17 protein-coding genes are annotated in these 26,958 nt (G+C 51.6%); 7 read left to right on the top strand and 10 right to left on the bottom strand.

Features of this window, described 5'->3' with window-relative positions; translation table 11 throughout:
• On the bottom strand, positions 1–112 hold a 112-nt coding region (locus tag FEK43_RS23205; protein ID WP_240730938.1), incomplete at its 3' end, for a hypothetical protein.
• A gap of 501 nt (positions 113–613) precedes the next feature.
• On the opposite strand from FEK43_RS23205, the gene FEK43_RS19305 reads away from it, so the two are divergent.
• On the top strand, positions 614–2,263 hold the full coding sequence (locus FEK43_RS19305) for an alpha,alpha-trehalase (RefSeq protein ID WP_135408220.1): 1,650 nt from the start codon (positions 614–616) through the stop codon (positions 2,261–2,263).
• A gap of 50 nt (positions 2,264–2,313) precedes the next feature.
• Here FEK43_RS19305 and FEK43_RS19300 read toward each other — a convergent pair whose 3' ends face one another.
• On the bottom strand, positions 2,314–2,916 hold the full coding sequence (locus FEK43_RS19300; RefSeq protein ID WP_064527789.1) for a response regulator transcription factor: 603 nt from the start codon (positions 2,914–2,916) through the stop codon (positions 2,314–2,316).
• A 515-nt stretch (positions 2,917–3,431) separates the two neighbouring features.
• On the opposite strand from FEK43_RS19300, the gene FEK43_RS19295 reads away from it, so the two are divergent.
• The 3 genes from FEK43_RS19295 (at position 3,432) to FEK43_RS19285 (ending at position 7,126) form a co-directional block, all read left to right on the top strand.
• The gene (locus tag FEK43_RS19295) at positions 3,432–4,331 is read left to right on the top strand and encodes a LysR family transcriptional regulator (RefSeq protein WP_205713172.1); all 900 of its coding nucleotides are present in this window, start codon (positions 3,432–3,434) and stop codon (positions 4,329–4,331) included.
• A 48-nt stretch (positions 4,332–4,379) separates the two neighbouring features.
• Positions 4,380–5,393 (top strand): inner membrane protein YhjD, encoded by a 1,014-nt coding sequence (yhjD, locus tag FEK43_RS19290; RefSeq protein ID WP_130210132.1) that lies wholly within the window; start codon positions 4,380–4,382, stop codon positions 5,391–5,393.
• 410 nt (positions 5,394–5,803) lie between these two features.
• The gene (locus FEK43_RS19285; protein WP_135408228.1) at positions 5,804–7,126 is read left to right on the top strand and encodes an MFS transporter; all 1,323 of its coding nucleotides are present in this window, start codon (positions 5,804–5,806) and stop codon (positions 7,124–7,126) included.
• Between the two features lie 109 nt (positions 7,127–7,235).
• Here the strand turns inward: FEK43_RS19285 and FEK43_RS19280 are convergent, their stop codons facing one another.
• Together FEK43_RS19280 and pdeH are read right to left on the bottom strand one after the other, a co-directional pair.
• The gene (locus FEK43_RS19280) at positions 7,236–9,296 is read right to left on the bottom strand and encodes an AsmA family protein (protein ID WP_135408230.1); all 2,061 of its coding nucleotides are present in this window, start codon (positions 9,294–9,296) and stop codon (positions 7,236–7,238) included.
• A 68-nt stretch (positions 9,297–9,364) separates the two neighbouring features.
• On the bottom strand, positions 9,365–10,132 hold the full coding sequence (gene pdeH / locus FEK43_RS19275) for a cyclic-guanylate-specific phosphodiesterase (RefSeq protein ID WP_130210126.1): 768 nt from the start codon (positions 10,130–10,132) through the stop codon (positions 9,365–9,367).
• Positions 10,133–10,364: 232 nt separating this feature from the next.
• On the opposite strand from pdeH, the gene kdgK reads away from it, so the two are divergent.
• From kdgK to FEK43_RS19260, 3 genes are all read left to right on the top strand, one after another.
• Positions 10,365–11,294, top strand: a complete 930-nt coding sequence (gene kdgK, locus FEK43_RS19270) for a 2-dehydro-3-deoxygluconokinase (RefSeq protein ID WP_130260942.1) — start codon at positions 10,365–10,367, stop codon at positions 11,292–11,294.
• Between the two features lie 94 nt (positions 11,295–11,388).
• Entirely contained in the window at positions 11,389–12,594 is a 1,206-nt protein-coding gene (locus FEK43_RS19265; RefSeq protein WP_135408232.1) for a DUF3142 domain-containing protein, read from the top strand.
• Positions 12,581–14,665 (top strand): hypothetical protein, encoded by a 2,085-nt coding sequence (locus FEK43_RS19260; RefSeq protein ID WP_138158693.1) that lies wholly within the window; start codon positions 12,581–12,583, stop codon positions 14,663–14,665. Before FEK43_RS19265 ends, FEK43_RS19260 begins: the two co-directional genes overlap by 14 nt.
• 124 nt (positions 14,666–14,789) lie before the next feature.
• On the opposite strand, the gene FEK43_RS19255 is transcribed toward FEK43_RS19260, so the two are convergent.
• The 6 genes from FEK43_RS19255 to bcsB all read right to left on the bottom strand — a co-directional run bounded on the left by FEK43_RS19255 (position 14,790) and on the right by bcsB (position 26,953).
• A complete protein-coding gene (locus tag FEK43_RS19255) occupies positions 14,790–16,286 on the bottom strand; it encodes a pitrilysin family protein (RefSeq protein ID WP_130210118.1) in 1,497 nt (498 codons plus the stop codon).
• A 219-nt stretch (positions 16,287–16,505) separates the two neighbouring features.
• A complete protein-coding gene (dctA, locus tag FEK43_RS19250) occupies positions 16,506–17,792 on the bottom strand; it encodes a C4-dicarboxylate transporter DctC (protein WP_130210116.1) in 1,287 nt (428 codons plus the stop codon).
• Positions 17,793–17,974: 182 nt separating this feature from the next.
• Complete coding sequence (gene hmsP, locus FEK43_RS19245; RefSeq protein WP_135408234.1) at positions 17,975–19,963, bottom strand: biofilm formation regulator HmsP; 1,989 nt, start codon at positions 19,961–19,963, stop codon at positions 17,975–17,977.
• An 82-nt stretch (positions 19,964–20,045) separates the two neighbouring features.
• Positions 20,046–23,519 (bottom strand): cellulose synthase complex outer membrane protein BcsC, encoded by a 3,474-nt coding sequence (gene bcsC / locus FEK43_RS19240; RefSeq protein WP_135408236.1) that lies wholly within the window; start codon positions 23,517–23,519, stop codon positions 20,046–20,048.
• Positions 23,501–24,607 (bottom strand): cellulose synthase complex periplasmic endoglucanase BcsZ, encoded by a 1,107-nt coding sequence (bcsZ, locus tag FEK43_RS19235; protein ID WP_135408325.1) that lies wholly within the window; start codon positions 24,605–24,607, stop codon positions 23,501–23,503. The genes bcsC and bcsZ overlap by 19 nt, the downstream gene beginning before the upstream one ends.
• 6 nt (positions 24,608–24,613) lie before the next feature.
• A complete protein-coding gene (bcsB, locus tag FEK43_RS19230) occupies positions 24,614–26,953 on the bottom strand; it encodes a cellulose biosynthesis cyclic di-GMP-binding regulatory protein BcsB (RefSeq protein ID WP_130210110.1) in 2,340 nt (779 codons plus the stop codon).
• Positions 26,954–26,958 lie beyond the last annotated feature (5 nt).

The raw sequence follows: 26,958 nt of genomic DNA, 5'->3' as shown, positions 1-26,958 counted from the left end.
GCATTTCATGCAGCGGAAAACGTTTTGATTCCGCGATAGTAGAAATTGCCTTCGCGCCAAAACGCGAGTCGAGTAGTTCTGAGCGGAAATCCGTTAACAGCTTCTGGTCCATTTCGAACTCCTTAAATTTATTTGAAGGCAATAAAAAAGTAGGATTTATCTGGAATGGACGCAAGGGGTTACAGGTATAATTTAAATAACAAAATCCTAAGCATGAAATTGATTTATCTATATAACAAACTAACACCAATAATATTTACACAAGAAAACACCAGATTAATTTTAAATATATATTTAAGGAATTCCTGTTATTTATTTTAATGACCAAAAAGAGTTTACTTCCTTCTGCATTCTTACACAGATTACCGCTACTCTTATTTGTAATAACAGCGATACACCTGCTTTTATCATGGAGTAGCGTGAATGTTCCGAAAATGAAATTTTGCAAAAAAAACGTTTATCACTCATTTTCTTTGTATATTAATGGGTTATATTTTTTGACACATTAATAAACGTGATCTTCCGCACACTTCATCCCCCATCGACCGTAGCGAATGACTACTCTTAAAGGAAAGCCCGATAATTAGAGACGAATTTCGGAGGTCGGATCCTTATGCTCAATCAGAAAATTCAAAACCTTAATCCAGATGAACGGATGATCGAAGTCGATCTCTGCTATGAGCTGGATCCGTATGAATTAAAACTGGATGAGATGATGGAGGCAGAGCCAGAACCCGAGATGATTGAGGGGCTACCCGCCTCTGATGCGCTGACCCCTGCCGATCGTTATCTCGAACTGTTCGAGCATGTCCAGTCGGCGAAAATTTTCCCTGACAGCAAAACCTTCCCTGACTGCGCCCCCAAAATGGACCCGCTGGATATCTTAATCCGCTATCGTAAAGTGCGCCGTCATCGCGATTTCGACTTACGCCAGTTTGTTGAAAAGCACTTCTGGCAGCCGGAAGCCTACTCCAGCGAGTATGTATCGGACCCGCAAAACTCACTGAAAGAGCATATCGACCAACTATGGCCGGTGTTAACCCGCGAACCCCAGGATCATATTCCCTGGTCTTCCCTGCTGGCGCTACCGCAATCGTACATTGTCCCGGGGGGCCGTTTTAGCGAAACCTACTACTGGGATTCCTATTTCACCATGCTGGGGCTGGCAGAGAGCGGGCGTGAGGATTTACTGAAATGCATGGCCGACAACTTCGCCTGGATGATAGAAAACTATGGCCACATCCCCAACGGCAACCGCACCTATTATTTGAGCCGCTCGCAGCCACCGGTTTTTGCGTTGATGGTGGAGCTATTTGAAGAAGATGGTGTGCGCGGTGCACGCCGCTACCTTGATCATCTAAAAATGGAATATGCCTTCTGGATGGACGGCGCAGAATCACTGATTCCGAATCAGGCCTATCGCCATGTGGTGCGGATGCCGGACGGCGCCCTGCTCAACCGTTATTGGGATGACCGCGACACGCCGCGCGATGAATCCTGGCTGGAAGATGTGGAAACCGCGAAACACTCCGGTCGCCCGCCTAACGAGGTGTATCGCGATTTACGCGCAGGTGCCGCTTCTGGCTGGGATTACTCATCACGCTGGCTACGTGACGCGGGCCGTCTGGCAAGCATTCGCACTACCCAATTCATCCCCATCGACCTTAATGCTTTCCTGTTTAAACTGGAGAGCGCCATTGCCAACATCTCGGCGCTGAAAGGTGAGAAAGAGACAGAAACGCTGTTCCGCCAGAAAGCCAGCGCCCGCCGCGATGCAGTTAACCGTTATCTCTGGGATGATGAAAACGGCATCTACCGCGATTACGACTGGCGGCGCGAGCAGTTAGCCCTCTTTTCCGCTGCCGCTATTGTGCCGTTATACGTGGGCATGGCGAATCACGAACAGGCGGACCGCCTGGCAAACGCCGTACGTAGCCGTTTACTAACGCCGGGTGGGATTCTGGCGAGCGAGTACGAAACCGGAGAACAGTGGGATAAACCCAACGGCTGGGCGCCATTGCAGTGGATGGCGATTCAGGGGTTTAAAATGTACGGCGATGACTATCTGGGTGATGAAATCGCGCGTAGCTGGTTGAAGACAGTGAACCAGTTTTACCTGGAACATCACAAACTGATCGAGAAATACCATATTGCCGATGGCATTCCCCGTGAGGGCGGCGGGGGCGAATATCCGTTGCAGGATGGATTTGGCTGGACCAACGGTGTGGTACGGCGCCTGATAGGTTTGTACGGCGAACCGTAATATTTTAACAGCCAGCCACTAACAACCTGCTGGCTATAAAACTATCCTCTTCAGGAGGCGATATTTAACATCATCGCCGCCTGAGTGCGGTTTTTCACTTCCAGACGGCGATAAAGCGATTCCAGATGCGCTTTAACCGTTCCGGTACTGATATTTAACGCCCTGCCGATCTCTTTATTTGATTCACCTGCCGCCAGCATAGTTAAAATTTCCCGTTGGCGGGCGCTTAGCGATTTGAGGTCTTTTGTGTCTTTTTCCGGTGTCGTTCGCCAGTCTCCGGGCAGAAACATCATTCCCATTGCCGCGCTATTTACCGCCAATGCAAACGTCTCGACGGCTGAATCACGCGGTACAATTGCCATCACGTTAAAATGGATAACTTCCTGTAACCATCGTTTGCTGCAATCTGTCGCCGTTATCAACACTTTAACATCAGGAAATTGCACTACGGTTTTTTGCAGTAACCAGTAGCAAAACTCACCATCCTGATCGCCATCAAGCATGACTAAGGCTTCAGGGGAGCTTTCCAGTTTTTGCCACAGTTCATCTGCCTGATCGACGCCCTGAATACTCACTCCTGGAATACGCTGCTGTAAGCTGATTTTCATTCCGTGAATAAATATTGACTGCCTGTCAAACATGATTATATGCATTACTGAATCTCCACCTGGATACGTTAAAACTCTTAAGTAGGGGAAGGGTATTACCCGAGAGGCAAAATAAGAATTCGCCATTTGGCGGTGGCCATTCTACAGATATGCAATGTGGAAAATAGTTACCGATATAAATAGTTACAGCTGACAGCCTGAAATTACATGTCGAGGGCATTATTTAAAACATTTTTGAGGAAATCCTTATATCTTCGTCTGACAAGCATTCAAATAAACTGTGATTTTCGCGAGAGCTGGCTAACTACCTGACCGCAAAATGATTAAATTGCGCACGAAAAGCCAATACTGTATTTACTATTTTGCAGGAAATTGCTGAAAAGACAGTCCTTCAAGCGTTATTTTTCCTTTCCAGTGAAGCTTATCAGCCATTTCCTTCTAAAAAACACCGGTATTAATCATTACTACATTGTGAAACCTTGCATTAGATGCTAGAAAAAACAATAAATAATGCGATATGCGCGTTACTGTTTCGCTGTGAACAACAATCGGTCAAAGAAATGGATAAAATTCACGCAATGCAGTTGTTCATTAAGGTCGCAGAGCTGGAAAGTTTTTCCCGTGCAGCGGATTTCTTTGCTTTGCCAAAGGGAAGTGTTTCGCGCCAGATACAGGCACTGGAACATCAGCTTGGCACCCAGTTGCTGCATCGCACTACGCGGCGGGTCAAACTTACCCCCGACGGCATGACCTATTACCAACGAGCGAAAGATGTGTTGAGTAATCTCAACGAACTGGACGGCCTGTTTCAGCAGGATACCACCAGCATCAGCGGCAAATTACGCGTCGATATCCCGCTCGGAATTGCGAAAAACCTGTTGCTGCCGCGCCTGCCAGAATTTCTTCATCAGTACCCAGGGATTGAACTGGAATTAAGTAGCAGTGACCGGGCGATTGATATTCTTCGTGATGGCTATGATTGCGTGATGCGCACGGGCTCGTTGCCCGACGAGGGTATTATTACCCGCCCCCTCGGCAGCCTGACAATGGTCAACTGTGCCAGCCCGCACTATCTGACGCGTTTTGGTTATCCGCAAAGTGTGGACGATCTGACTTCGCACGCAGTGGTGCATTACACGCCGCATTTGGGCGCGCATCCATTAGGTTTTGAGGTTGCCACCAGTAATGGCGTCCAGTGGTTTAAGTCCGGCGGCATGTTGACGGTAAACAGTAGCGAAACCTATCTCGCCGCCGGCCTGGCGGGTCTGGGTATCATTCAAATCCCCCGCGTCGCCGTACGCGAAGCCCTACGCGCCGGGCGGCTTATTGAAGTGTTGCCCAACTACCGCGCCGAGCCGCTATCCATTTCTCTGGTTTATCCCCAGCGTCGGGAGCTTTCCCGCCGTGTAAATCTGTTTATGCAGTGGCTGGCTGGCGTAATAAAAGAGCACCTGGACTGACCGACTATACTTTTTAAGACAGATAACGACAGAAGGACTAAAGAGCGGATGACGCAGGAAAACGAGATCAAACGTCCCACCCAGGATCTGGAGCACGAGCAAATTAAACATCTGGATAATAGCGATAAAGGCAGCAAAGTCAGTCAGGCGTTGGAAACCGTTACCACCACTGCCGGGAAAGTCCAACGTCAACCCATCATCGCGCACCTGATACGCGCAACAGAACGCTTCAATGATCGGCTGGGTAACCAGTTTGGCGCGGCAATCACTTATTTCTCGTTTTTATCGATGATCCCGATTTTGATGGTGTCGTTTGCCGCAGGGGGCTTTGTGCTGGCCTCCCACCCGATGCTGCTGCAGGATATCTTCGACAAAATTCTGCAAAACATCAGCGATCCGACGCTGGCGGCCACATTGAAAAATACCATCAACACCGCCGTTCAGCAGCGAACGACCGTAGGGCTTGTCGGCCTGGCGGTGGCGCTCTATTCCGGGATCAACTGGATGGGAAATTTGCGTGAAGCAATTCGCGCTCAATCGCGTGATGTTTGGGAACGTTCACCGCAAGATCAGGAGAAGTTTTGGGTTAAGTATCTGCGTGATTTTATTTCGCTAATTGGTTTATTGATTGCGCTGATTGTCACGCTTTCAATAACCTCGGTTGCCGGTTCGGCGCAGCAAATGATTATTAGCGCCCTGCACCTTAACAGTATTGAGTGGCTGAAACCGACGTGGCGGTTGATTGGCATGGCGATTTCTATCTTCGCCAACTATCTGCTTTTCTTCTGGATCTTCTGGCGTCTTCCGCGTCATCGCCCGCGTAAAAAGGCGCTGATTCGTGGAACATTCATCGCGGCTATTGGTTTTGAAGTCATTAAAATCGTGATGACGTATACCCTGCCGTCGTTGATGAAATCCCCGTCTGGCGCGGCATTTGGTTCCGTGCTGGGGCTGATGGCGTTTTTTTACTTCTTTGCCCGTCTGACGTTGTTTTGCGCGGCGTGGATTGCCACCGCCGAATACAAAGACGACCCGCGAATGCCGGGGAAAACGCAGCATTAAAATAGGTCGGATGCGGCGTAAACGCCTTATTCGGCCTACGAATTTATTCGACCTGGCTCGCCGTAGGCCGGATAAGATGCACCAGCATCGCATCCGGCTATGATGCGCACATAACCACCTGAAACTCTTCCCCTGGACCTCTTCAGCCATCTCTTTGGGAGCCAACAATTTCACATCAACTCATAAACCCAGCATATAAATCCAGTTGGTAACTTTTATTTAACCTGAAACCAGTTTTATCCACCATTTATGAAATTGTGTGAAGCATTTCATAGAAGAAAAATCACTAGTCTAAACATTATCCGCTTTTTGCCTGGTTTTTAACCTTTTCCGCGATTTGTTACACATTGAAATATCACTTTTGCTGTGCGTAATATGGCTATTCGTTCGCCAAAAAATAAGAAAAGATTATGCAAGCAACAGCCACAACACTCGACAACGAGCAAGAATACAAGCCGATAAACTCACGTAATAAAGTCCTTGTCGCCTCCCTCATTGGCACGGCCATTGAGTTCTTCGACTTCTACATTTACGCCACTGCGGCCGTTATTGTGTTCCCGCATATCTTCTTCCCGCAGGGCGATCCGGCGGCAGCGACGCTACAATCGCTCGCCACCTTCGCCATCGCTTTCGTCGCACGCCCAATCGGTTCTGCCGTATTTGGTCATTTCGGCGATCGCGTTGGGCGTAAAGCGACGCTGGTCGCCTCGTTGCTAACGATGGGGATTTCAACAGTGGTGATTGGTCTGCTGCCGGGCTACGCCACGATTGGTATTTTCGCCCCGCTGCTGCTGGCACTGGCTCGATTTGGTCAAGGTCTGGGATTAGGCGGTGAATGGGGTGGCGCAGCGCTGTTGGCAACCGAGAACGCACCACCGCGTAAACGTGCGCTGTACGGCTCCTTCCCACAGCTGGGCGCACCGATTGGCTTCTTCTTTGCTAACGGCACTTTTCTGCTGCTTTCCTGGCTGCTGACTGATGAGCAGTTTATGAGCTGGGGCTGGCGCGTGCCGTTTATCTTCTCGGCGGTGCTGGTCATTATCGGCCTGTATGTTCGCGTGTCGCTGCATGAGTCGCCGGTGTTTGAAAAAGTCGCTAAAGCGAAAAAGCAGGTGAAGATCCCGCTGGGTACTCTGCTGACCAAACATGTGCGTGTCACGGTACTCGGCACCTTTATCATGCTGGCGACATACACGCTGTTTTACATCATGACCGTCTACTCAATGACCTTCAGTACCGCCGCCGCGCCAATTGGGCTTGGCCTGCCGCGCAATGAAGTGCTGTGGATGCTGATGATGGCAGTTATTGGTTTTGGCGTGATGGTACCAGTAGCCGGATTGCTGGCCGATGCCTTTGGGCGGCGTAAAAGCATGGTGATCATCACGACGCTAATCATCCTGTTCGCGCTGTTCGCCTTTAATCCACTGCTCGGTTCTGGCAATCCTATTCTGGTTTTTGCTTTCCTGCTGCTGGGGTTAAGCCTGATGGGGCTGACCTTCGGGCCGATGGGCGCGCTGTTACCAGAGTTGTTCCCGACAGAAGTGCGTTACACCGGAGCATCGTTCTCTTACAACGTAGCGTCGATTCTCGGGGCTTCCGTTGCGCCATATATCGCGGCCTGGTTGCAAACTAACTACGGGTTAGGTGCGGTGGGGTTATATCTGGCGGCAATGGCTGGCTTGACGTTAATCGCCCTGCTGCTGACGCATGAGACGCGACATCACTCGTTGTAATAAGACTGAAAAGCCTGATGCGCTACGCTTATCGGGCATGAACAAAGCGCACTTTGCCAACAATCTAAATCTGTTTAATTGCCGGATGCCAGATATCCGGCAATTTCCATCACTTCTTCATCTGCGATAAAATTGTCCGGCACTGATTAGCCTCCCCTTCGGAAGGCGAGATCAGCGCCAGCAAGGCCGCAGCTGGCGTCACCAGCGTTGCCAGTGCCGCCGCAACGGCACCTCGGGCAATCAGCGGCCCGGCTTTCACCCCAGCCTGCGGATTTTTAAACGTCCCACGCACATACAGCGGCGAACGCAGTGTGATAATCCGAATCCCTTTACTCTCCGGATCAATAGTCAAATCCAGCTGTTCCGAAGCAAAACTTGCCGTGCCGGTAACATTAATCAACGCGTTCTCAGTATCAAAAGCAAAAATCTGCGGACGCGCCACGCCATTGGCAATATTCAGATTTGCTGCCGCGCAGTTCACCCGCACCTCATCATCACCGAAGATCGCACCGACAATGTAGTTACCGACGTTCAGCCCGACAATCTCCATCAGGTTGCGGCTCACCAGCCCATCATTCATCAACAGTTTCAGGTTACCGTTACTGTTCCCCAAAAGCGCCGCCACTGAGTTACCGCTACCGCGTAGTTCCGCATCACCGTTCATTTCCCCCAGCGTCTTCTGCATCAATTCCACATCCGGCATCAGTTCTTTCAGTTTCAGTCGACGAGCCTGAATATCTGCCCGCCCTTGCATCGGCTTTTTATCGCCTTCCAGATGAATATTCGCCGCAATGCTGCCGCCCGCCATGCCAAATTTCAGCGGTTGCAGGCGTAGGTCAGCGTTTTTGAGGATGATATGGGTAGAAAGATCGCTAATCGGCAGGCTGCTGCCATGCTCAATACGACGGCCTTTGAATCGAACATCGGCATCCATGACGTCCCATTTATCGGTTTCGAAGCGGTCATACGGCAGCACTTTGCCCGCAGGCTGAACGCTTTTTTCGCCCTTCTTCTGTTCAGACCGTTTCGACTTTTCCGCCCCTTTACCGGAATCAACGCCAATTAACGGCCCTAAATCTGCCAGCCGCAATTGGCGCGACTCGACGTCACCTTCCAGTTTTGGCCGTGGCTTACCGGTGGTGTAGACCAGAGAACCGTGAATATCGCTATCGCCAATACGCCCGTTAAAGCCACGATAATCAAAGACCGACGATTTTTCCGTATCGATTTTCGCTACCAGCCGACCATCGGTTTCAAACGGTGGGGTATCAGGCAGCAGAACGCCCGTCAGTTCATAGAGATCGCCCAGCGAATCGCCGGAAAATTTAAGCCGTAAATCGACGCCGCCCATTTTCATTGGGTCATTCACTACGCCATCAAAAGCAACACGGGTGTTACCAGAGCGGAAATCAGCCTGTACCGGAAACGGCGTCCCTTCGCCACGCAGCGCCAGCATGCCGCCAATTTTTCCCGTGCCTGTGAGCGGTTCGCCGTTATAACGTCCCTGCGCCTTCAGGCCAAAAACATAATCGCCCACCTTTTCTTTCTCGTTCTTACCTTTCGATCCGCTGACTTCACTGAACGGTAACGGCTTGCCTAATGGATCGACAAAAATTTCCAGATCCGCTTTGCTTACTTTGTCATCAATGGCGATCCGCCCTTGATCGAACAGAATATTATCCAGCCGAAACGACCACGCCGACGGCTTTGCATTCGCGTCTTTGTTGTCATCGCTGGCGAGATTAAACGTCCAGTTGTTATTCTTTTCTGAGAGGCGAATCAGGCGTGCGTCGGGCTTTTCCAGTTTGATCCACGGTAGCCAGACCGTTTTGGTCAGCAGCGCCAGAGGGGCCAGCGTTGCTTCTACCCGTGGCAGATGCACCATTGTGACTTCGGGAATGTCTGGCGGGTTGCCGAGAATGATGTCTTCCGCGTGTACATGGGGCCACGGCACCCAGCTGCGCCAGCCGGTTTCCTGTTTTTGCCGCTCCCATACCACGCCCAGATCGCCACGAATAGCGAACGGGCGATTCAGCTCCGCAGAGACTTTCTGGTTGATGGTCGGTTTGAGTCGATTCCAGTCAAAAGTCGCAATCAAAATGATCGCCACGACGAGCAACAACAAGAAAGCACCTGAAATCGCGGCGGTTATTTTGCCTGCCTTGCTCATAGTTCGCTTCCTCATATTCTTCCTAGGCCAGTCCTAAAGATAGTCCAGCCAGGCGGAAAATGAGGCGGCTACACCACCAGAGCCACCGTATCCAGCGTTTCTATCGGTGCCGGACGCGAAAGAAACCAGCCTTGTGCGGCGAATGCGGGCGAGTTCTGTACATCGCGCCACTCTTCCGGCGTTTCCACACCCTCGACAATCACCCCGCGACAATAGCGATTCATTAGATGTAAAAGCTGCGAAAAGAGCGTGCGGCCTTCCGGCGACTGGCGCAGCATCACAAACAGTTCGCGAGCGATTTTAATGTAGTCATAACGGACTTCACTGAGCGCGGAGAAATTTGCCATCCCAGTGCCAAAATCATCAAGCCATAGCGGACCAAATTCGCACATCGAGGCAAAGGTTGAATCTTTTGGCAGGCGGATATGTTCTACCAGTTCAAAACGCAGCCAGGGAAGGCGGTCAATCTGACGCAAAATTTCCGGCTGCTGACGTAGGGCGAGAAGTGTCGGACCATCGATATTAACCGATGCCAGCAGGCCATGCTCAACAAAGAACACGGCTTTTTGCGCCAGCAAATCAATCTGTTCTTTCACCACATCCATACGATGTCTGATGGTGATTTCAGCAAAATAACGATCCGGCGGCAGTCGTTGCGAAGGATCCTCGGGATGAGTAACGACCGTTAATAGCTCTACGGCCATCAACCGACCGGATGTCTGGTAAATCGGTTGCCAGGTGTAAGCACGTTCACACTGCAACCAAAAGCGTCGTTCCTGCAAGCTTTCGATACTTGCTTCAGGATGGCTTATTCGCTGAATAACCTGCCTTATCATCGAAGATGTCCTGTGTTTAAAAGTGATGCTGCCCGGACTCGACAAATGTTATCGGCGCGCAACGCCAGAACTTTACCGCCCGAAGCGGCTAAATTTGCCCGTCCTGCGGCGAAATCGTCCAGGAATACGTTCTGGCTCAAAAAAATAATGGAACAGTGTTTTAATATAGTTGACCAACAAACCACCACAGCGCAAACTAACGCTAATTTTTTTACAGATCAGGTTCACGACTATGTCCAAAAAGATTGCCGTGATTGGCGAATGCATGATTGAGCTTTCCGAGAAAGGCGCAGACGTTAAGCGCGGTTTCGGCGGCGATACCCTGAACACCTCCGTCTATATCGCCCGTCAGGTCGATCCTGCGGCATTAACCGTTCATTACGTGACGGCGCTGGGAACGGACAGTTTTAGTCAGCAGATGTTGGACGCCTGGCACGGCGAGAACGTTGATACTTCCCTGACCCAACGGATGGAAAACCGCCTGCCGGGCCTTTACTACATTGAAACCGATGACACTGGCGAACGTACGTTCTACTACTGGCGTAACGAAGCCGCGGCCAAATTCTGGCTGGAAAGCGAGCAGTCAGCGGCGATTTGCGCAGAGCTGGCGAAATTCGATTATCTCTACCTTAGCGGGATTAGCCTGGCGATTTTAAGCCCAACCAGCCGCGAAAAACTGCTTTCCCTGCTGCGCGAATGCCGCGCCAATGGCGGAAAAGTGATTTTCGACAATAACTACCGTCCGCGCCTGTGGGCCAGCAAAGAAGAGACGCAGCAGGTGTATCAGCAAATGCTGGAATGCACGGATATCGCCTTCCTGACGCTGGACGACGAAGACGCGCTGTGGGGTCAACAACCGGTGGAAGACGTCATTGCGCGCACCCATAAAGCAGGCGTGAAAGAAGTGGTGGTGAAACGCGGGGCTGATTCTTGCCTGGTGTCCATTGCAGGTGAAGGGTTAGTGGATGTTCCGGCGGTGAAACTGCCGAAAGAAAAAGTGATCGATACCACCGCTGCGGGTGATTCTTTCAGCGCCGGTTATCTGGCGGTACGTCTGACAGGCGGTAGTGCGGAAGATGCCGCGAAACGTGGGCATTTGACTGCAAGTACCGTTATTCAGTATCGCGGCGCGATTATCCCGCGTGAAGCAATGCCGGAATAATGGTTTTTGACGGAGAACGGATAGATATTCGTTCTCCGTTAATAGTTACAGCGGTACACTATCAGCCTGTTGATAATCGTAATGCCGTAACAATATGCCATCTTGCAAAAGGATTTTTGCAGCTTCACTTCTTCTGATCGGCCTGGGCTACGGGCTGCATATTTTATTTACCCCTTCACAACCGCTTCGCTTTGATCAGCAAGTCTATATCTGGCAACGCGTCTGGACAGCAGAACATAACGAGGCACTAAAACGAAGCCGCCCACTTTTCTCTACGCTACGCATACTTGGGATGCAATTTCACCCGCAAGAAGGCATCCGACACTTTACGGTTAATACTTCACTTATTAAGCAAGATGGTCGCCCGGTCTGGCTGGTCGCGCGACTCGATGGCCAGCTTACACGGTTTAATAACCAGCAAGTTATCCAGCATATTCAACAGACCCTACGTGAGTGGCAAAAGGCAGGGGTTACGCTGGCAGGTGTGGAAATTGATTATGACGCGCCAACAGCAAAATTGCCGGAATATCTGACACTTCTTAGTACGTTACATCAGACGCTTCCTGCAAATATAAAACTTAGCGTTACCGCCCTGCCGACCTGGCTTGAATCACCACATCTCGCCAGATTATTGCGCATTGCGGACACTTCGGTTTTGCAGGTACATAACGTGCTATCGCCCGAAAAAGGCCTGTTAGATGCCAGTCTGGCGCAGCGTTGGGTAAAGCAATATGCCAGACAAACCACGCATCCTTTTTTCATCGCATTGCCCGCTTACGGTTCTGCGCTCACCAGTGATAATCGCGTCGAGAGTGAAGCTCCGTTATACGTTGCCGAAGAGATGCGTGAATTAAGTGTGTCACCGCAAACCATTGCCGATTTCATTCAATATTTAGAACAGCAACCACCGCGTGGATTACAGGGGCTGGTATGGTTTCGGCTACCGTTAGCAGGCGATCGTCGCGCCTGGTCACTGACGACGCTGGAAGCCGTGATTCAGCATCAACCGCTGGCCCCACGCTGGTCGTTAATTATTGCTCAACATGCAGACGAACAGCTTTTTGATCTGGCTATTAAAAACAGCGGCGAAATTGATGCGCCGTTGCCAAAAAAAATAATTCTGCCCAATGCAGATTGTCTATTCGCTGATGGAGCCAGCCACTATCAGGTGCAACCCGGGCCATCCAGCCTGAATTTTGTGAGAGGAAGCGCCAGGCAACTGCGCGCCGGAGAAAGCAGTCCGCTGGGATGGGCGCGCTGCAATCAAAAACTACAAGGAGAGTTTAATGTTACGCCATGAGATATCGCGGATTGCCAGCGTTGTGTTATTCACGCTCATTTGCGAGAACGCTTATGCTTGCGGGCCTTATGCGCCGAACTCACTTTTGCATGATCGACAACACACATTAACAGAAATGCCTAATGGCAGTTTCATATATGAAGCTCGCCATTTAGTCGAACGCGATCCACGTTTACCTTTATGGCTGCCAGAGATCGAACCAAACGATTTAGAGGACTATTATCAGTACAGAGAAACGCAAAAGGATACCGATTATCAGCATTACACTCGCGAAAAACGTCTACAAGAGATAGCAGAGAAACTGAAAACAAAACTACCTACAGCAGAACGACTCTATTATCTGGGAGCCATAGACTTTTATCACTTCATCTATGACAGCCCCTGGTTCGATAAATTATTAGCCTTACCCAAAAGCGAACAAGGTGAATGGCGGCTGAAGGCAATGTATACCCAGGCCCGTAAAATATTCGATTCAGGTGAAAATGACGAGTTAGCTTATAATACTGGCGCGTATCATAGTGAGGAATCCATAAAGGGGATTAAACTTTATCAACAAATTATAGAAGAAGTTCGCAATGGTGAGCCAGACCCCGAACAACTCTCTCTCGCCAGCTTGGGGCAGTTAGGTTTTTACCGGCTGAATAAAGCAGATATGAATGGAGCCATCACATATTATGCGCAACAGGCTGCACAAGGTTCCCCCGTAGGTAAAATCTCATTACGCAGAATTGCACTGTATCTGACAAATGAAAAAAATTTCGCCCTTTTAGAAAATATTATTGATGATCCCATAGTTCAGAAACTGGTCATCGCAGAGCTTTTTATTCGTCACGACAGAGGGTATAGCCAGGATGGGTGCATTACCGAAAACAGTGAATATTTCTGCACAACACAACGTGAAAAATTGATCAACTTGTTGGTGAACCATCGGATAAAAGGATTTTCTTATAGCGATCGACTGGCCGCATTAGCTTATCGTAATGGTGATTACTCGTTAACGAAAGTCTTATTAGAGGATGCGCCAGAAAGCGGCCTCCGCGAATGGTTAAACGCAAAAATGGCGCTGCGTGAAGGTAATATTCCTTTAGCGACCCGCTATTATGCCAGTGCGGCAAAATTCTTCCCGGAAAATGAAACGTGGGGCAACCCGATGACAGAAAGTGATTACTACCACGGTAATGAGATCATTATGCCATCATGTCGTATTGCTGGCGAGCAAGCAATTCTGGCGTTGAAGCGCGATGATTACTTGCAAGCAATGACGCTGTTTTATAAAGGCAAAGATACTTATTGGGCAGATTTAGCTGATGTGGGGGAAAGTGTATTAACGTTACAGGAGTTAAAAACGTTTGTTGATAAAAATGTACCTCCGCCCAGCCAACAGCTAAAACCCTTTAATTTGCAGTCATCTGAAAATGATTATGACAGAGAATATAGCGGTTACTTCGTTCCCCCAACGCTCATTCCAACTGACGTAAAATTACGTGCATTACTGGCCAGAAGGTTTATTCGCAATGGTCAATATCAGCAAGCCGTCAGCTACTTTGATATTCCAAATTACCGTAAAATGGCGCAGCAACTGGCAGATTTAATGGAAAAAAGCCAAAATAATAATATCAATAATCAGGAGCGCGCGCAGGCGCAATACGAGGCGGCAAGATTATTACGATATAATGGCATCGAACTCGTCGCCTATGAAATGTATCCCGACTATGCTATTACCAGCGGAGCATATTCCACACCTTATTCCTACACTAATGATAGCGGCTGGATAAGTGAGAAAGAAAACCGTCGTTTTGCTAATGCAGTACCTGACAAAAATAATCACTTTTTGCATTACCGCTGGCAAGCTGCGGAATGGGCTGGACAATCTGCCGATTTACTTCACCCCAAAACCCAGACATGGGCCGCCGTGTTATGCCATGCTGCAAGTTGGGTCAGATACCTTGATCCAGAAACCGGTGCATTAATTTATCAACGCTATGTGAAAAACGGTAAAGCTTTTGACTGGGCTGCACATTTTGGTCGTGATTGTCCAGAACCAGTGTTTAAGAAGGATCTGAAGAAATAACCTTACAGGGATGAGAAAGGCCCTCCTTACGGACTGGCGAAAACTGCTGACGCATATCATTCAGACTACGTTATTCATTACCGTTAATCCCGGCAGCGCAGAAGAAACGCTGCCGGGTTATTTATTACTGCGCGGGTGGAATATCCGAAACTTCAGGATGGACGTCATCCGTGGCTACGGATGTAGTCACAGCCGCAGTCGATGGGGCCATGATTTGATCCCATGCGGCCTGCAACTCTTTCATGTTAAATTCCGGCTCACCTTTCGGCTGCAACAGAATTAACGCCATGTCGTTCGACAGTTGCTGACGCAAATCCTGATTTAACATTTCTACCGTCAGGCTGTTGAGGAAATCCTGACGCAGTTTCTGATATTGCTCCGGCGCGATATCGACAACCTGATTTTGCAACGAACGCATCCGCTGGCCCATCAGAATATCGGTATCAGCTCGCGCATAGGCGGCAAACAATTTCTGCAACTCCAGTTTCTTTTGCGCCACCAGAGCATTGAACTCTTCTTCCGGCAGACCTTTATCACGAACTTTCGCCAGCTCACGCGCCACCAGATTAAGGTTGCTGTTCAGCTTGTCGTTTGGTGACTCGATGTTGATGGCACACTGCGCACGCAGATACAGCACACGGCAGTCAAATCCAAGACCAATGTCTTTACTGTTACTGGCGCTTAATGCTTGCTGAACGTGCCAGAACAGCGCCTCACGGGCCAGGTCCGCACGCCAGTAGCGCAGCAGTGCGGCTGATTCACGAATCGGCTGCCACGGCGTATCCCACATGATGGATAACCGGTCCTGACGTACCGCATCGGTCATAATACTCACCGCTTCCGCACGCAGAGGAGAAAGCGTCGGCACCGGAGCCGGTGTTTCACGTTTGCCTTTCAGTTCGCCAAACGTTTTGTTGATTTGGTCTACAACCGAGCGCGCATCAACGTTCCCCACCACCAGCAGCGTCATTGCATCCGGGGTGTACCATTTCTGGTAGAAATCTTTAATCTTTTCCGCTTCAACGGGTTGTTTCAGCGGATCGGCAGGATCGTGACCTAATAAAGTCGATCCCTTCAGGCGATAACGCCACCAGCCTTCTTTGGTGTCGGCAGGCCAGGTTGCCACCATGTCCTGACTTTGCAGCGCGTGGTTGATGGTTTCTGGTGTAATGGTCAGTTTGCCACTGGCATTTGCCAGATAAGAGAGCGCCTCTTTCAGCAAGTCGTTACGGTTATTTGGCAGACTAAGATTAAACAGCGTGGTGTCGTAAGAAACGATCACCGGTGGCATCGGGCGCTTAGGGTCGATCCCCTGTTGCCACAATGAACGTGCCTGTGCCGCTTCAAGGCCACCGCTTTGCGTCAGCGCGATGCGGGGAATGGCATGACTATAACCGCTCTGTTGGGTACTTTCGGCGAGCGAACCAGTATTAACCAGCAGGCGAATTTCAACACGATCGCTGGGACGCTGGGGCGTGGTCAACACTTGCCACTGTAAACCGTTGGAGAGCGTCCCCTGTTGCCATGCTGGATCAGGCTGGAGCGCATCTGCCTGCACATAGCCAGCAGTGGCCATCACCAGCAAACCGCCCGCTAAAAGTCGAATTTTTGTGCCCTGCATGTGAACCCCTGATCAACTATCCTGGTAATAAAAGACTGCCCGTTATCGGTCAGTCTGAATAACGTTAAAAACACTTCGTGTTAGACCGCAAGAACATGGAAATGTCACGGAAGAAGTGAAATAAACCTGAACTCACCCAGGTGGTAAGTTCAGGCACAGGGGGCAATTATGCGCAAACACCCGCACTCGGGGAAGGGAGTGCGGGCATAAGAGGTGAGATTAAGAGGATAATTCGTGCGTTTTGCCTTCTGGCGCACGATTATTCAGCACATCGTCCAGTTTTTTGTGGTCCAGTTCTTTAACCCACTTAGCGACCACGATGGTTGCTACACCGTTACCGACCAGGTTAGTCAGCGCACGAGCTTCCGACATGAAGCGATCGATACCGAGGATCAGCGCAAGACCCGCCACCGGTAAATGGCCTACGGCTGAAAGTGTCGCCGCCAGCACGATAAAGCCACTGCCCGTAACCCCTGCCGCCCCTTTAGAAGAAAGCAGCAACACGATTAATAGCGTGATTTGGTGGAAGATATCCATCTGACTGTTGGTAGCCTGGGCGATAAATACCGCCGCCATCGTCAGGTATATCGATGTGCCATCAAGGTTAAACGAGTAGCCTGTCGGGATGACCAACCCCACCACCGATTTCCGGCAGCCGAGTTTTTCCATCTTGTCGAGCATACGTGGCAGCGCCGATTCGGAAGACGATGTTCCCAACACAATCAGCAGTTCTTCACGGATGTAGCGGATAAATTTGAAGATACTGAAACCGGTCGCTTTAGCGATTGAACCCAGTACCAGCACCACAAACAGGATACAGGTGATGTAGAAGCAGATAATCAGCTGCCCCAGCTGCACCAGTGTTCCGACGCCGTATTTACCGATGGTAAATGCCATCGCCCCAAACGCCCCAATCGGTGCCAGGCGCATGATCATATTGATGATGCCGAAGATGACCTGCGAGAAACTTTCGATAACGTTAAAAATCAGCTGGCCTTTGCTGCCCAGACGGTGCAACGCAAAACCAAACAGTACGGCAAACAGCAGCACCTGCAGAATGTTACCGCTGGCAAACGCGCCAATGACGCTCGCCGGGATGACATCCATAATGAAGGCGACAATGCCCTGGTCTTTCGCCTGCGCGGCGTAAACGGCTACCGCTTTCGCATCCAGACTCGCCGGATCGACGTTCATTCCAGCACCTGGCTGTACAACGTTAACGATAATAAGACCAATAATCAGCGCGATGGTACTGACTATCTCAAAGTAAAGCAGTGCGACTGCGCCGGTACGACCGACCGCCTTCATGCTTTCCATGCCCGCAATGCCAGTGACGACGGTACAAAAGATGACGGGAGCGATGATCATCTTAATGAGCTTAACGAAGCCGTCGCCAAGCGGTTTCATTTGCTCGCCTATTTCAGGGTAGAAATGGCCAAGGAGAATACCAATGGCTATCGCTGTCAGGACCTGAAAGTAAAGGCTTTTAAACAGAGAGGTTTTCATAGGGTGTCCTTTAGTAAAACCACAGGTCTTGTAAGGTTATGGGGTACCTGCGGCCTTAAAATAACACCCAGACAACATCACAGAAATGTACCTGGATCATAATTGAAACAAAAATGTTAAAAAGTTTGAGCTGGCTCGCACAAACCAGCACTTTTTAAAGTTTTGTAATCAGTTTGGGGTAGCTATTTTTCTTCCAGGTAACTTTCTTCGAAGATTTCAATGGGAAGTGGACGTGCAAAGAGGAAGCCCTGAGCAATACCAACGCCCGCCTTTGCCAACCAGTCACGTTGTGCTTCTGTCTCTACGCCTTCAGCAATGATTTGCAGATTCAGGCTTTTCGCCAACATGATAATCGCGGCAATCATGCTGCTATCTTCCGGTAACCCATCAATGAACATTTTGTCGATTTTCAAAACGTCCACCGGGAGAGATTTCATATGCTGCAACTGACGCAACCCTGAATAGCCCATACCGAAATCATCCAGCGCCACCTGTACTCCGGCGTTGCGCAGCGGACGAAGGATTGCCACCGCCGCGTGAGGGTCATCAATGCGTCGGCTTTCTGTCACTTCCAGAATCAGCGTTCCTGGCTGAACACGATAGCGCGTTAGCAGTTCCAGCATATCCGCCACCATATTCGGGTGCATCAGTTGCAGCGCTGAGATGTTCACCGATAATGGCAGCATAATGCCGCGCTCCTGCCAGGCGGCAAGCAGTCGGCATGACTCTTCCAGCACCCAGTGACCGACGGTAACCATCAGTCCACAAGACTCAATACGATCAATTAACCCATCCGGTAGGTCCCAACTCCCATCCGGTTGCTGGATACGCAATAACACTTCCGCGCTGACTAACTTGCCGCTGGTCATCTCAACTTGTGGTTGTAGCCAAATCGCAAATTGATGATTTTCAAGCGCATTAAGGATATCGCTCTCTTCCGTCAGCCGCTGTTGAGCGGCTTCCATCTGCTGCGGATCATAGAACTGAATCTGATTCTTCCCTTTATGACGCGCGGTAAACGCCGCAGAAATAGCACGACCATAAAGTTGTTCGGCGGTGATATCGCCATAGAACATCGCCACGCCGATGTTACAGTGTGGGCGCAGTTGAATGCGATCAATAGGCAAGCGCTCGCTCATGATAGTGAGTACTTGCTGACCTAACGTAATAGCGTGCCACGGCTCCTGCACACCGTTGGCGATAACAGCGAAGTCATAGCCACTGACCTGCGCGAGAACCATGCGCGGCGACAGCACCGACTTGAGTTTTTCCACCAGCGTAAGTAGCAGGATTTCCCGCTGCGCCTCTTTCAGCACACCGGCGGTGTCGCGCAGGGTTTCGCAGGTGATAATCATCAGCGCAGTAGTCTGTTTACGCGTCACCACCTGTTCCAGCATCTCCATCAGCAGGGCTTTGTTTGGCAAATCCGACACCGGGAAGCGCATCGCGTTTTCGATCTGCTCTTCATAATGACGCTGCAACAGTTGCTGGTTAAGGTTATAACTGCGCACCAGCATACCTATTTCATCGTCCTGATGCAGACGCGGCAGCGCCAGCTGATGGCCGATAATCTCTTGCGGTGGAATGGCGTTCAGCTCACGAGCAATATTGCGTAAAGGATGTAATATCAGTCGGTTAATACACCAACTAATCGCCACTGTCAGGATGAGCGACAAAAGTAAGTAAATGGTCACTAACGTGGAGAGCGTACTCATCACGAACTTATACATGCGGAAGGAATCCGCCTGTAACACCAGATAGGCAATCGGTTGTGGGTTTGCCGGGCGCTCCAGCGAGTAAACGCCCAGCGAGATTTGCACCGGTAGTTCGAGCAGTCGGGTAACCATTACCGGCACCGGGCGTTCAGGAATAAAACTTTTACGCAGCGCCTGGAACTGGTTAGGCAGCACCACATCTGCGTGGCTGACCACGCCCGCAGGTTTGATGCTGGAGAGAATGGCCTCCGCCTGGGGAATATCCCCTTTGAGGATGGCTGAGGACAAGGGTTCGCGGACAGAACGAGCAATGCTTTCCAGTTGCGTAGCCGTGTTATAGCGATTCTGCTGTACCAGGTGGAACAGCAAAACGGTGCAAAAAACAAAGACAAACACCAGAACAACGGCCGCCACCATTGCCATCTGCTTGATTGTTAACGAACGACTAACGCGCAAATTATCTCTCCCCCGGAAATCCCAGACTGCCGCCCGAGTATACCCGATCGCAGCGGCATTAAGAGAGGCGCTATCTGAAAACTTACCAGTCGGCGTAAGGTATCAGCGGCTGTGGCGGTAAATCCATATCGCCCTGCCATCCGGCGGCAGAATACCGTACGTAGAGCAGGAAATGGCTTGGCGCATAATCTTTCGCCTGCTGGATATCAATCGCCGTGCCGACAAACCAGTTGGATGTAACGCGTCGTTCAAGTAACGCCCGCGCCGTATAGCCAAAGCCCTGGCTGCTACTGCCACCGTTGGTCTGGTCAGCGGCGTCGTCTTTCCAGTCATTCGGAATCAGGTTCATCAGCGGATAACGCGGCATGGTTTTAGTGCGCGAGTGCGACCATGAGCCAGACGCGCCCAGCTCCCATGACCAGTTTTCCGTGCGCTCACGCCACATCACCGGTACGGCAAACGACAGATATTCCTGCGGGCTGTAGTAGCCGCCCTGCCCAAGTGAGTACCCACTCAGGTCTTTGTCGTAATGCCAGATCATGTTGTTCAGGCCGATAGTGACGCGACGATTATTCTGGTTGATGACTTTATAGTAATAGCCCGTCATCCAGCGCACGCGCCAGTTATCTTCGACATTTTTTCCGGTTAACTGATCACCGCTAAGTGATGCCCAGACGCCGTTTGCCTCGCCTTTATCATAGCTCAGACTTAACCCCACACCATCGGCACGTACGCCGCCCCATTTTTTCCCGGTATTGCTCGGAGAGTCTTTCTGTCCGCCGAAGGCAAGTAATGAACTGGAAATAGGTCGGCGATGGGCGTTAACGGTGTAGCCAAGCGGCCCGATATCATCGCTGTAACTAACGCCACCGACCACGTCCACGACATTGAAGCCCATCGGCGTGGTGCCAATATCCCAACTCCAGACGTCATTTCGCCAGCCGACCGCCACGCTTGCGCCAGAATCCGACTGACTGCGATTGCCGCTACAATCTTGTAACGTACAGGTCCCCCAGTTGTTGTCCCACGTGCCGTCGTCGTTGGTGGAGAAACTGCCGACATTCATATTAACGAAATCGCTGCGGAAGAACATTCGTCCGTCCGCATAGGGCGCATCTACCTGCAACATGGTGGTGTGCGCTTTCAGATCGGAGTATCCGCCAGTGCCGCTCGATCCCCAGTAGTCGTGCTCCAGGGTGACGTTAAGATCCTGCTGACGATAGAGGTCCGCCGCATCGCTACGTACGCCGCGTTTCAGCCAGTCATCTTTCTCGTCGTTGCGGGTCAGTCGGGTAAAGGTGTCGTTATCCTGCGGACGCGTCGTGGTCACACCGGATGCGACCATCGCGTCTTTGTAGGTTTCCAGCGCCTGCTTTGGATCGCCCGCCTGTGCTTCAAACTTCGCACCATCGCGCAGTACCATCGCGCTTTCCATCGACGGCGGCTGAGATTTTGCCTGCGGGATCAGCTTGTTAAATGTCTGCTGCGCCGCTGCGGTATCGCCAAGCTGCGCCTGCGCCAGCGCCACGCGCCGCTGAGTGTTCAGAGAGGCGTTATCGGTGGCGGGCAGTTTCGCCAGCTGGCTACGTGCCGCCGCTTTGTCACCAGCAGCGATATCCACTTCCGTCAGACCAAGAATGGCGTCGACGTTATTCGACTCGCGCGTCAGGACGTTCTGATAAGCCGCGCGGGCGGCGGTGTAATCGCGCCGTTGCTGCGCCCAGTCGGCCAGGGTGAGATCAATGCGTGTGGAAGGCGGCTGCTGACGCAGCATCGCTTCCGCTTCGGCTTCTTTGCCGCTTTCACGCAGGCGATTGGCTGTTTCCAGCACCTGATCGCTTTGCAGTCGGTTCACCAGTTCATGAATATTGCTGTTCCACTGCGCGCGCGGCAGGCTGTTGATATGCGCCAGTGCCGCCCGGTCCTGATCATGACCGGAGAGATACAGCCCGTAGGCGTAAACCTGCTCCGGGTCGTTCGGCTTCTGCTGCGCCAGATTGCGCATCAGAGTATCAGCCTGGCTGCGTTGTCCGGCCTGCCAGAGATCCTGCGAAAGTCGGTAAGTAATCCACACACTGCCTGGGTCCAGTGCCAGTCGCTGGCGCTGAAGTGCTGCTGCTTGCGCCCATTTGCCCTGTTTTTCCAGCGCTTCGGCCTGCTGTGACAAACGGTCGTTTTGCAGACTACGTTCAATATCGTCAACGCTGCGCCGCTGGCTGGCAGAGAGCGAGGCAATAAATGCTTCAGCCTTTTCCGGCGATTGCTGGCGATAAAGATTCGCCAGACCGCGCACGGCGTTGGTGTTGCCGCTGTCCATCCGCAGCGTCTGCTGATAATAACGTTCGGCTGCAGGGTAATCTTTGCGCGCCATCGCCACATCACCCAGCCCCAGCACCGCATAGCTGTCAGTATTATCTACATTGCGCGCCTGCTGGAATAACCGTTCCGCTTGATCAGGATTGTTCGCTTTAAGCGCGGCATCGCCCTGTTGGATCGCCAGCCAATAACGGTTCACTTTCAGCAGGCTGTTCCATTTGTCGTTGTTGCTGCTGTGCGGGTCCAGCGCGAGGGCTTTCTCCAGATTCGCCACCGCATTGGCGCGATCGCCTTTCTGAGAATACGCCTGGCCCAGCGCCCCCAGCGCTTCACTGTCTTTCGGGTTAGCACGCACCGCCAGTTGCAACTCGGGGATGGCTTTACCCGCCATACCTGAATCCACCGCCGCTAAACCTTGCGCACGGGCACGGAAAGCAGGATCGGCCAGTTGTTTTTGTTGTTCTGCCAGTTGCGATTGTGCAGCAGCCACGTTGTCGCCATCGCTAAATACTGAGAGATATTTTTTCAGCGCCTGCACGCTGGCATCGCTGACAGGCATGTCTTTAATCTGCCCGTACCAGATTTTAGAGGCACCATCACGACCGGCGTTCGATTTCGCCATCTGCTCCAGTACGGCAAAACCTTCGTCACGGCGATCGCTGCTAAACAGCAATAGCGCCAGATTGTTTTGCAGGCCCGTATTGCCCGGCGTATCCGCATTGATGCGTTTTAGCTGATTAATCGCTTCGCCACGGCGAGCCGGAATTTTCGCCACGGTACTCCAGTACTCGACGGCAATGTCACCTTCCGGCGGCGCCCCGTTGAACAGTTTGTTGTAACCCGCCACGGCTTCTTCCGCATGCCCGGTGGTGGCCTGCAATCGTGCTTGTTGCAATGCCTGACGACCATCCGGCGTGGAAAGCAACATCGTCGTCCGCGACGATTTGTAAGCGTTTGAACTCGGCGCTAATTGCGACAATCGGTCGAGTTGTTTTTGCGCCCCATCAACATCACCCTGCCGTAACAGAGAGCGAAAACGGGCAGCAACGACGTCCGGGTTATTCGGATCAATAAGTTCCAGACGATACAGCGACTGCTGCACCAGGTCTTCGCGGTGAGTCGCTTCGCCAACTCGTACCTGCTCCAGTAGCTGTTGCTGGGCGGTTGGCGCCGCCTCGACCATCGGCATCACAGCCAGACCGAGGGAAAGTGTGAGGATGTTTAGTGTGAATTTGCGCATTCCTGGCCCCAGTCCGGTAATAACTCACCTTTTGTCGAGAAGCGGAAACGGTGTTGATCCCAGCCTTGTCCGAACAGGGTCAGCACATAATTGTAATAGGCATCGCTGCCAGGAAAGTTATCTGCCACACGCTGGCGCTGTACAGCCTGCGCGTCACGGTCCTGAAGAAATGGCAACATAGCCGCAGAAAAACCTACCGGCCCTTGCCCTTGCGCTTTACCCGTCGCGACATCAACTTTCTCCGGCGGATAGCCGTTCTTCTCAGTAAATGTCGCCATCGGTTTAAAACGCGCTAACAGCCGTGCTTTTTGCGGATCAGTATCTGGCATCATGCCGACCCACATATAAACGCGAATGGCGTCATAGCTGCTGATCAGCGTTTTTTCAGCTTTCAGCTGCCAGCCTTTATCTTTTTCATAACGCACCCAGTCAGGCGAAAAACCTTTCGGGGCAGTTTCCAGCAGCAAACGTTGATTCGTTTCGCGCAGCGTAGTCCAGGGCGCGCCAAAGCGGGTGAAATACTGCGCCAGCGTCGGTGGTAGATAACTCGGATTCAAACGCCAGCTGTTATTCTCGGCAAAGCCGACTTTTCCCGGTAACAGCATGGACCCCAGCCCCGGCACCGTCACCACTTCCTCTTGCGCAATGCGTTTTAACAATGCGCTGCCGATGTCGGTATAACGCTGCTCTTTCCACAATCGCCCCGCCTCAAGCAACGACCAGGCCATCCAGATATCACCATCAGAGGCCGAATTGCTGTCCAGCACTTCCCACTTTCTGTTCTCTTTTTTGCCCCACAGCCAGGCAGGCAAATGTTCGTTTAAGGCCCCCTGAGCAAGATTGTTCTGGGTCCAGTCAAGTAGGTTGTCAAATGTCGCACGATCATTAGCCGCCAGGGCAAAGAACATGCCGTAGCTTTGCCCTTCAGAGGTGGTAATTTTGCGTGCATCACTGGGGTCAATGACGCGCCCTTCCTGACTGATGTAATCCTTTTTGAACTGCTCCCAGGCAGGCCAGTTGCAGGCTGCCTGAACACTGAAGGCAGCCAACAGCAGCATCGTCACGATCCCACTACGCAAAACTTTCATCATCGATTACTCATTATCCGGATTAAGACGACGACGGCTGATGATGCGCAGCAGACGCCACAGTACCCATGCCAGTAGCACCACGCTGATTGCCGCCAGTATCGCCAGCAGAATCGGATGGTTCGCCAGTGCGTACCATAAACGTTCAAACCACGGCAGATGACCGACGTAATAGACGTCGCCAACGCGCAGGCTGTTAACACCGGACTCGCGAATCACCGCTACGGAACCAAACATAGTGGCGCGTTTACCGCTGTCGTTCACCGCATCGTTGAGCATCTCGTAACCGCGTGGACTATCCGCCAGTAACGCAATTACGCTGCGCTGGTCGTTATACGGTGACTGGAAGCCAATCACCGCCGCCATCGCACCAGAAGAGGTCAGCGTGGACTGAGTTTCTGCTGCGCGGTCGTTTTCGTCAGGTACAATGCCGGGGAACGGAGTCTGGCGCATCGGCGTTTTCACCCAACTTTCGGTAGCCTGCACCAGCAGATCGATCTGCTTGTCATCTTTTAACTTGTCCGGGATACCGCCAATTATCATGATATCGGCGTCTTTCCCCTGAATGGTGCTGCCATCATCGGTCACCGTCAGGTTGATCGCCGGGAAGCCCGTCTGTGCACCAATAAAGCCCACCGTATTAAGCAGTGTTTCCATCTGCGCTTCGTTTGGTGTTTTTGGCATCACGGTAATGGTTTGCGACAAATCCGCCATCCGGCTGAACGGGAAGCCCGCATTTGCAAACGCGCGCAGATCCGGCATCGGGATGAAGTGGTAATACTTCGAGAAGTCGATGGTAGAGTCGTCACCAATCACGACGTGATTCTGCACCGGCTGGAAGGTAATACAGTTATCTACCGAACCACCCGGCATTGGGTTCATATACTCAAAATCGAAACGCAACTGGTTGGTCGCCCCCAGTTTCAGCGCCGGAATGGAGACATCGGTTTTACCATCCAGCAAACCTTGCAACACCGGGATCCGCAGCAGCAGGCGGTTCGCCTCCTGTTTACTGCTCAGGTTGAAAGATTGCAGGAACTGGTTGTTCAGGCTGATATCCATCCGCGAGCTATCTTTCACCGGCGGCATGGTGTAGCGATAGTTGATATCCATATCGATACCGGTGCTGCGCATCAGGTAGAGATCTGGCGGCAAGTTCAGCGAGATATTAATCGCTGCCGGCTCCAGCCCGCTGGACTGTAACTGTTCTTCATAGGTTTTCAGCTCACCAAAGGTGACCGGACGATCGGTTCGCACCCAGTTTGGCGCATCGTACGGTTTACGTGGCAATAGCGGTTTAACATCGTTCACCACTACGCTGTCACCACGGAACAAAATATTGCCCTGAGCAATGCCTTTCGCCGCCTGCAATAGATCTTTGTCATCACGCCCAAAGACCACCAACAATTTGACGTAAGGATTCTCCGGATGGTTGATCATCTCAATCACCGGGGCTTTTACTGCCGGATGATCGCGCAGGAAGTCAGGTCGCTTGTCATTGGTCGCAAAGACAATCGCATTGCGGTCCGGAAGCTGATTATAGAGTACCGGGAAGTTCTGTCCGCGCCAGCCAGAACGCGAACCAAACCACGACGCAACAATCGCCGAAGCCTGTTGCAGACCAACATCCGGCGCACCAGCAAAAACTATCGGCAACGTATTGGCTCGGTTATCCCTCGGGTCGAAAAACGGAATCGGGAAGTGCGACAGATCATTTTTCACATTCAGTGATTGATATGTCAGATCCAGTCCGCTACTGCGTCCAACATCCAGCCAGAGCGTTGTGCTGGCCGGGTTTTCACAGACATCCTGATAATGACCAACAAACTCCAGCCGCACGCGGTTGAAGTCGGTGATAAACAGCGGATTAATCGGCATTTGCGCCAACGTCTTTTTACCCAACTGCTCTTTGGTCACTGGCAGCACGCCCATCAACTCATCGTTCAGATAGACTTTCAACTGTGACTGTATCGGCAGCAGTGATGGCGACGGCGTATATTCAAGGTTAAGCATCGCCTTCGTCACCACTTCATCACTGCGCATACCAAACTCTATGCTGCCGTTTGGGTTAATGCCACGCAGTACCATGCTACCCGGCGGCGGCGCGATTTGCGCAAAGGTCAGCTTCACATCGCGCGAAGGGCCATTCTGCGCCACGATGGGCGCGTCCGCGCCCTGCACGCCTGGCATCACCTGTCCGACCCGCGGATTTTGCTCCGCCTGGGCAGGCACAGTTGGCTCAGCATTGATCAGTGGTTGCGTCGTCGGTGTCGCCTGCGTCATGAAAGAGGGGAACGCACTCATCCCCATAGCCACTGCACAAATCCAGAATAGTTTTCTTTTCATCGCGT

Source organism: Escherichia sp. E2562 (assembly GCF_005781075.1).
Classification (GTDB): Bacteria; Pseudomonadota; Gammaproteobacteria; order Enterobacterales; family Enterobacteriaceae; genus Escherichia.
This window is presented reverse-complemented; position numbering and strand designations above follow the sequence as displayed.

Coding starts and splice junctions, on each gene's coding strand:
- FEK43_RS19265 (WP_135408232.1), top strand. CDS start 11,389: ATGCCATCTTGCAAAAGGATTTTTGCAGCTTCACTTCTTCTGATCGGC.
- bcsB (WP_130210110.1), bottom strand. CDS start 26,953: ATGAAAAGAAAACTATTCTGGATTTGTGCAGTGGCTATGGGGATGAGT.
- FEK43_RS19280 (WP_135408230.1), bottom strand. CDS start 9,296: ATGAGCAAGGCAGGCAAAATAACCGCCGCGATTTCAGGTGCTTTCTTG.
- FEK43_RS19285 (WP_135408228.1), top strand. CDS start 5,804: ATGCAAGCAACAGCCACAACACTCGACAACGAGCAAGAATACAAGCCG.
- dctA (WP_130210116.1), bottom strand. CDS start 17,792: ATGAAAACCTCTCTGTTTAAAAGCCTTTACTTTCAGGTCCTGACAGCG.
- kdgK (WP_130260942.1), top strand. CDS start 10,365: ATGTCCAAAAAGATTGCCGTGATTGGCGAATGCATGATTGAGCTTTCC.
- FEK43_RS19305 (WP_135408220.1), top strand. CDS start 614: ATGCTCAATCAGAAAATTCAAAACCTTAATCCAGATGAACGGATGATC.
- bcsZ (WP_135408325.1), bottom strand. CDS start 24,607: ATGAAAGTTTTGCGTAGTGGGATCGTGACGATGCTGCTGTTGGCTGCC.
- bcsC (WP_135408236.1), bottom strand. CDS start 23,519: ATGCGCAAATTCACACTAAACATCCTCACACTTTCCCTCGGTCTGGCT.
- pdeH (WP_130210126.1), bottom strand. CDS start 10,132: ATGATAAGGCAGGTTATTCAGCGAATAAGCCATCCTGAAGCAAGTATC.
- FEK43_RS19300 (WP_064527789.1), bottom strand. CDS start 2,916: ATGCATATAATCATGTTTGACAGGCAGTCAATATTTATTCACGGAATG.
- FEK43_RS19295 (WP_205713172.1), top strand. CDS start 3,432: ATGGATAAAATTCACGCAATGCAGTTGTTCATTAAGGTCGCAGAGCTG.
- FEK43_RS19255 (WP_130210118.1), bottom strand. CDS start 16,286: ATGCAGGGCACAAAAATTCGACTTTTAGCGGGCGGTTTGCTGGTGATG.
- FEK43_RS19260 (WP_138158693.1), top strand. CDS start 12,581: ATGTTACGCCATGAGATATCGCGGATTGCCAGCGTTGTGTTATTCACG.
- yhjD (WP_130210132.1), top strand. CDS start 4,380: ATGACGCAGGAAAACGAGATCAAACGTCCCACCCAGGATCTGGAGCAC.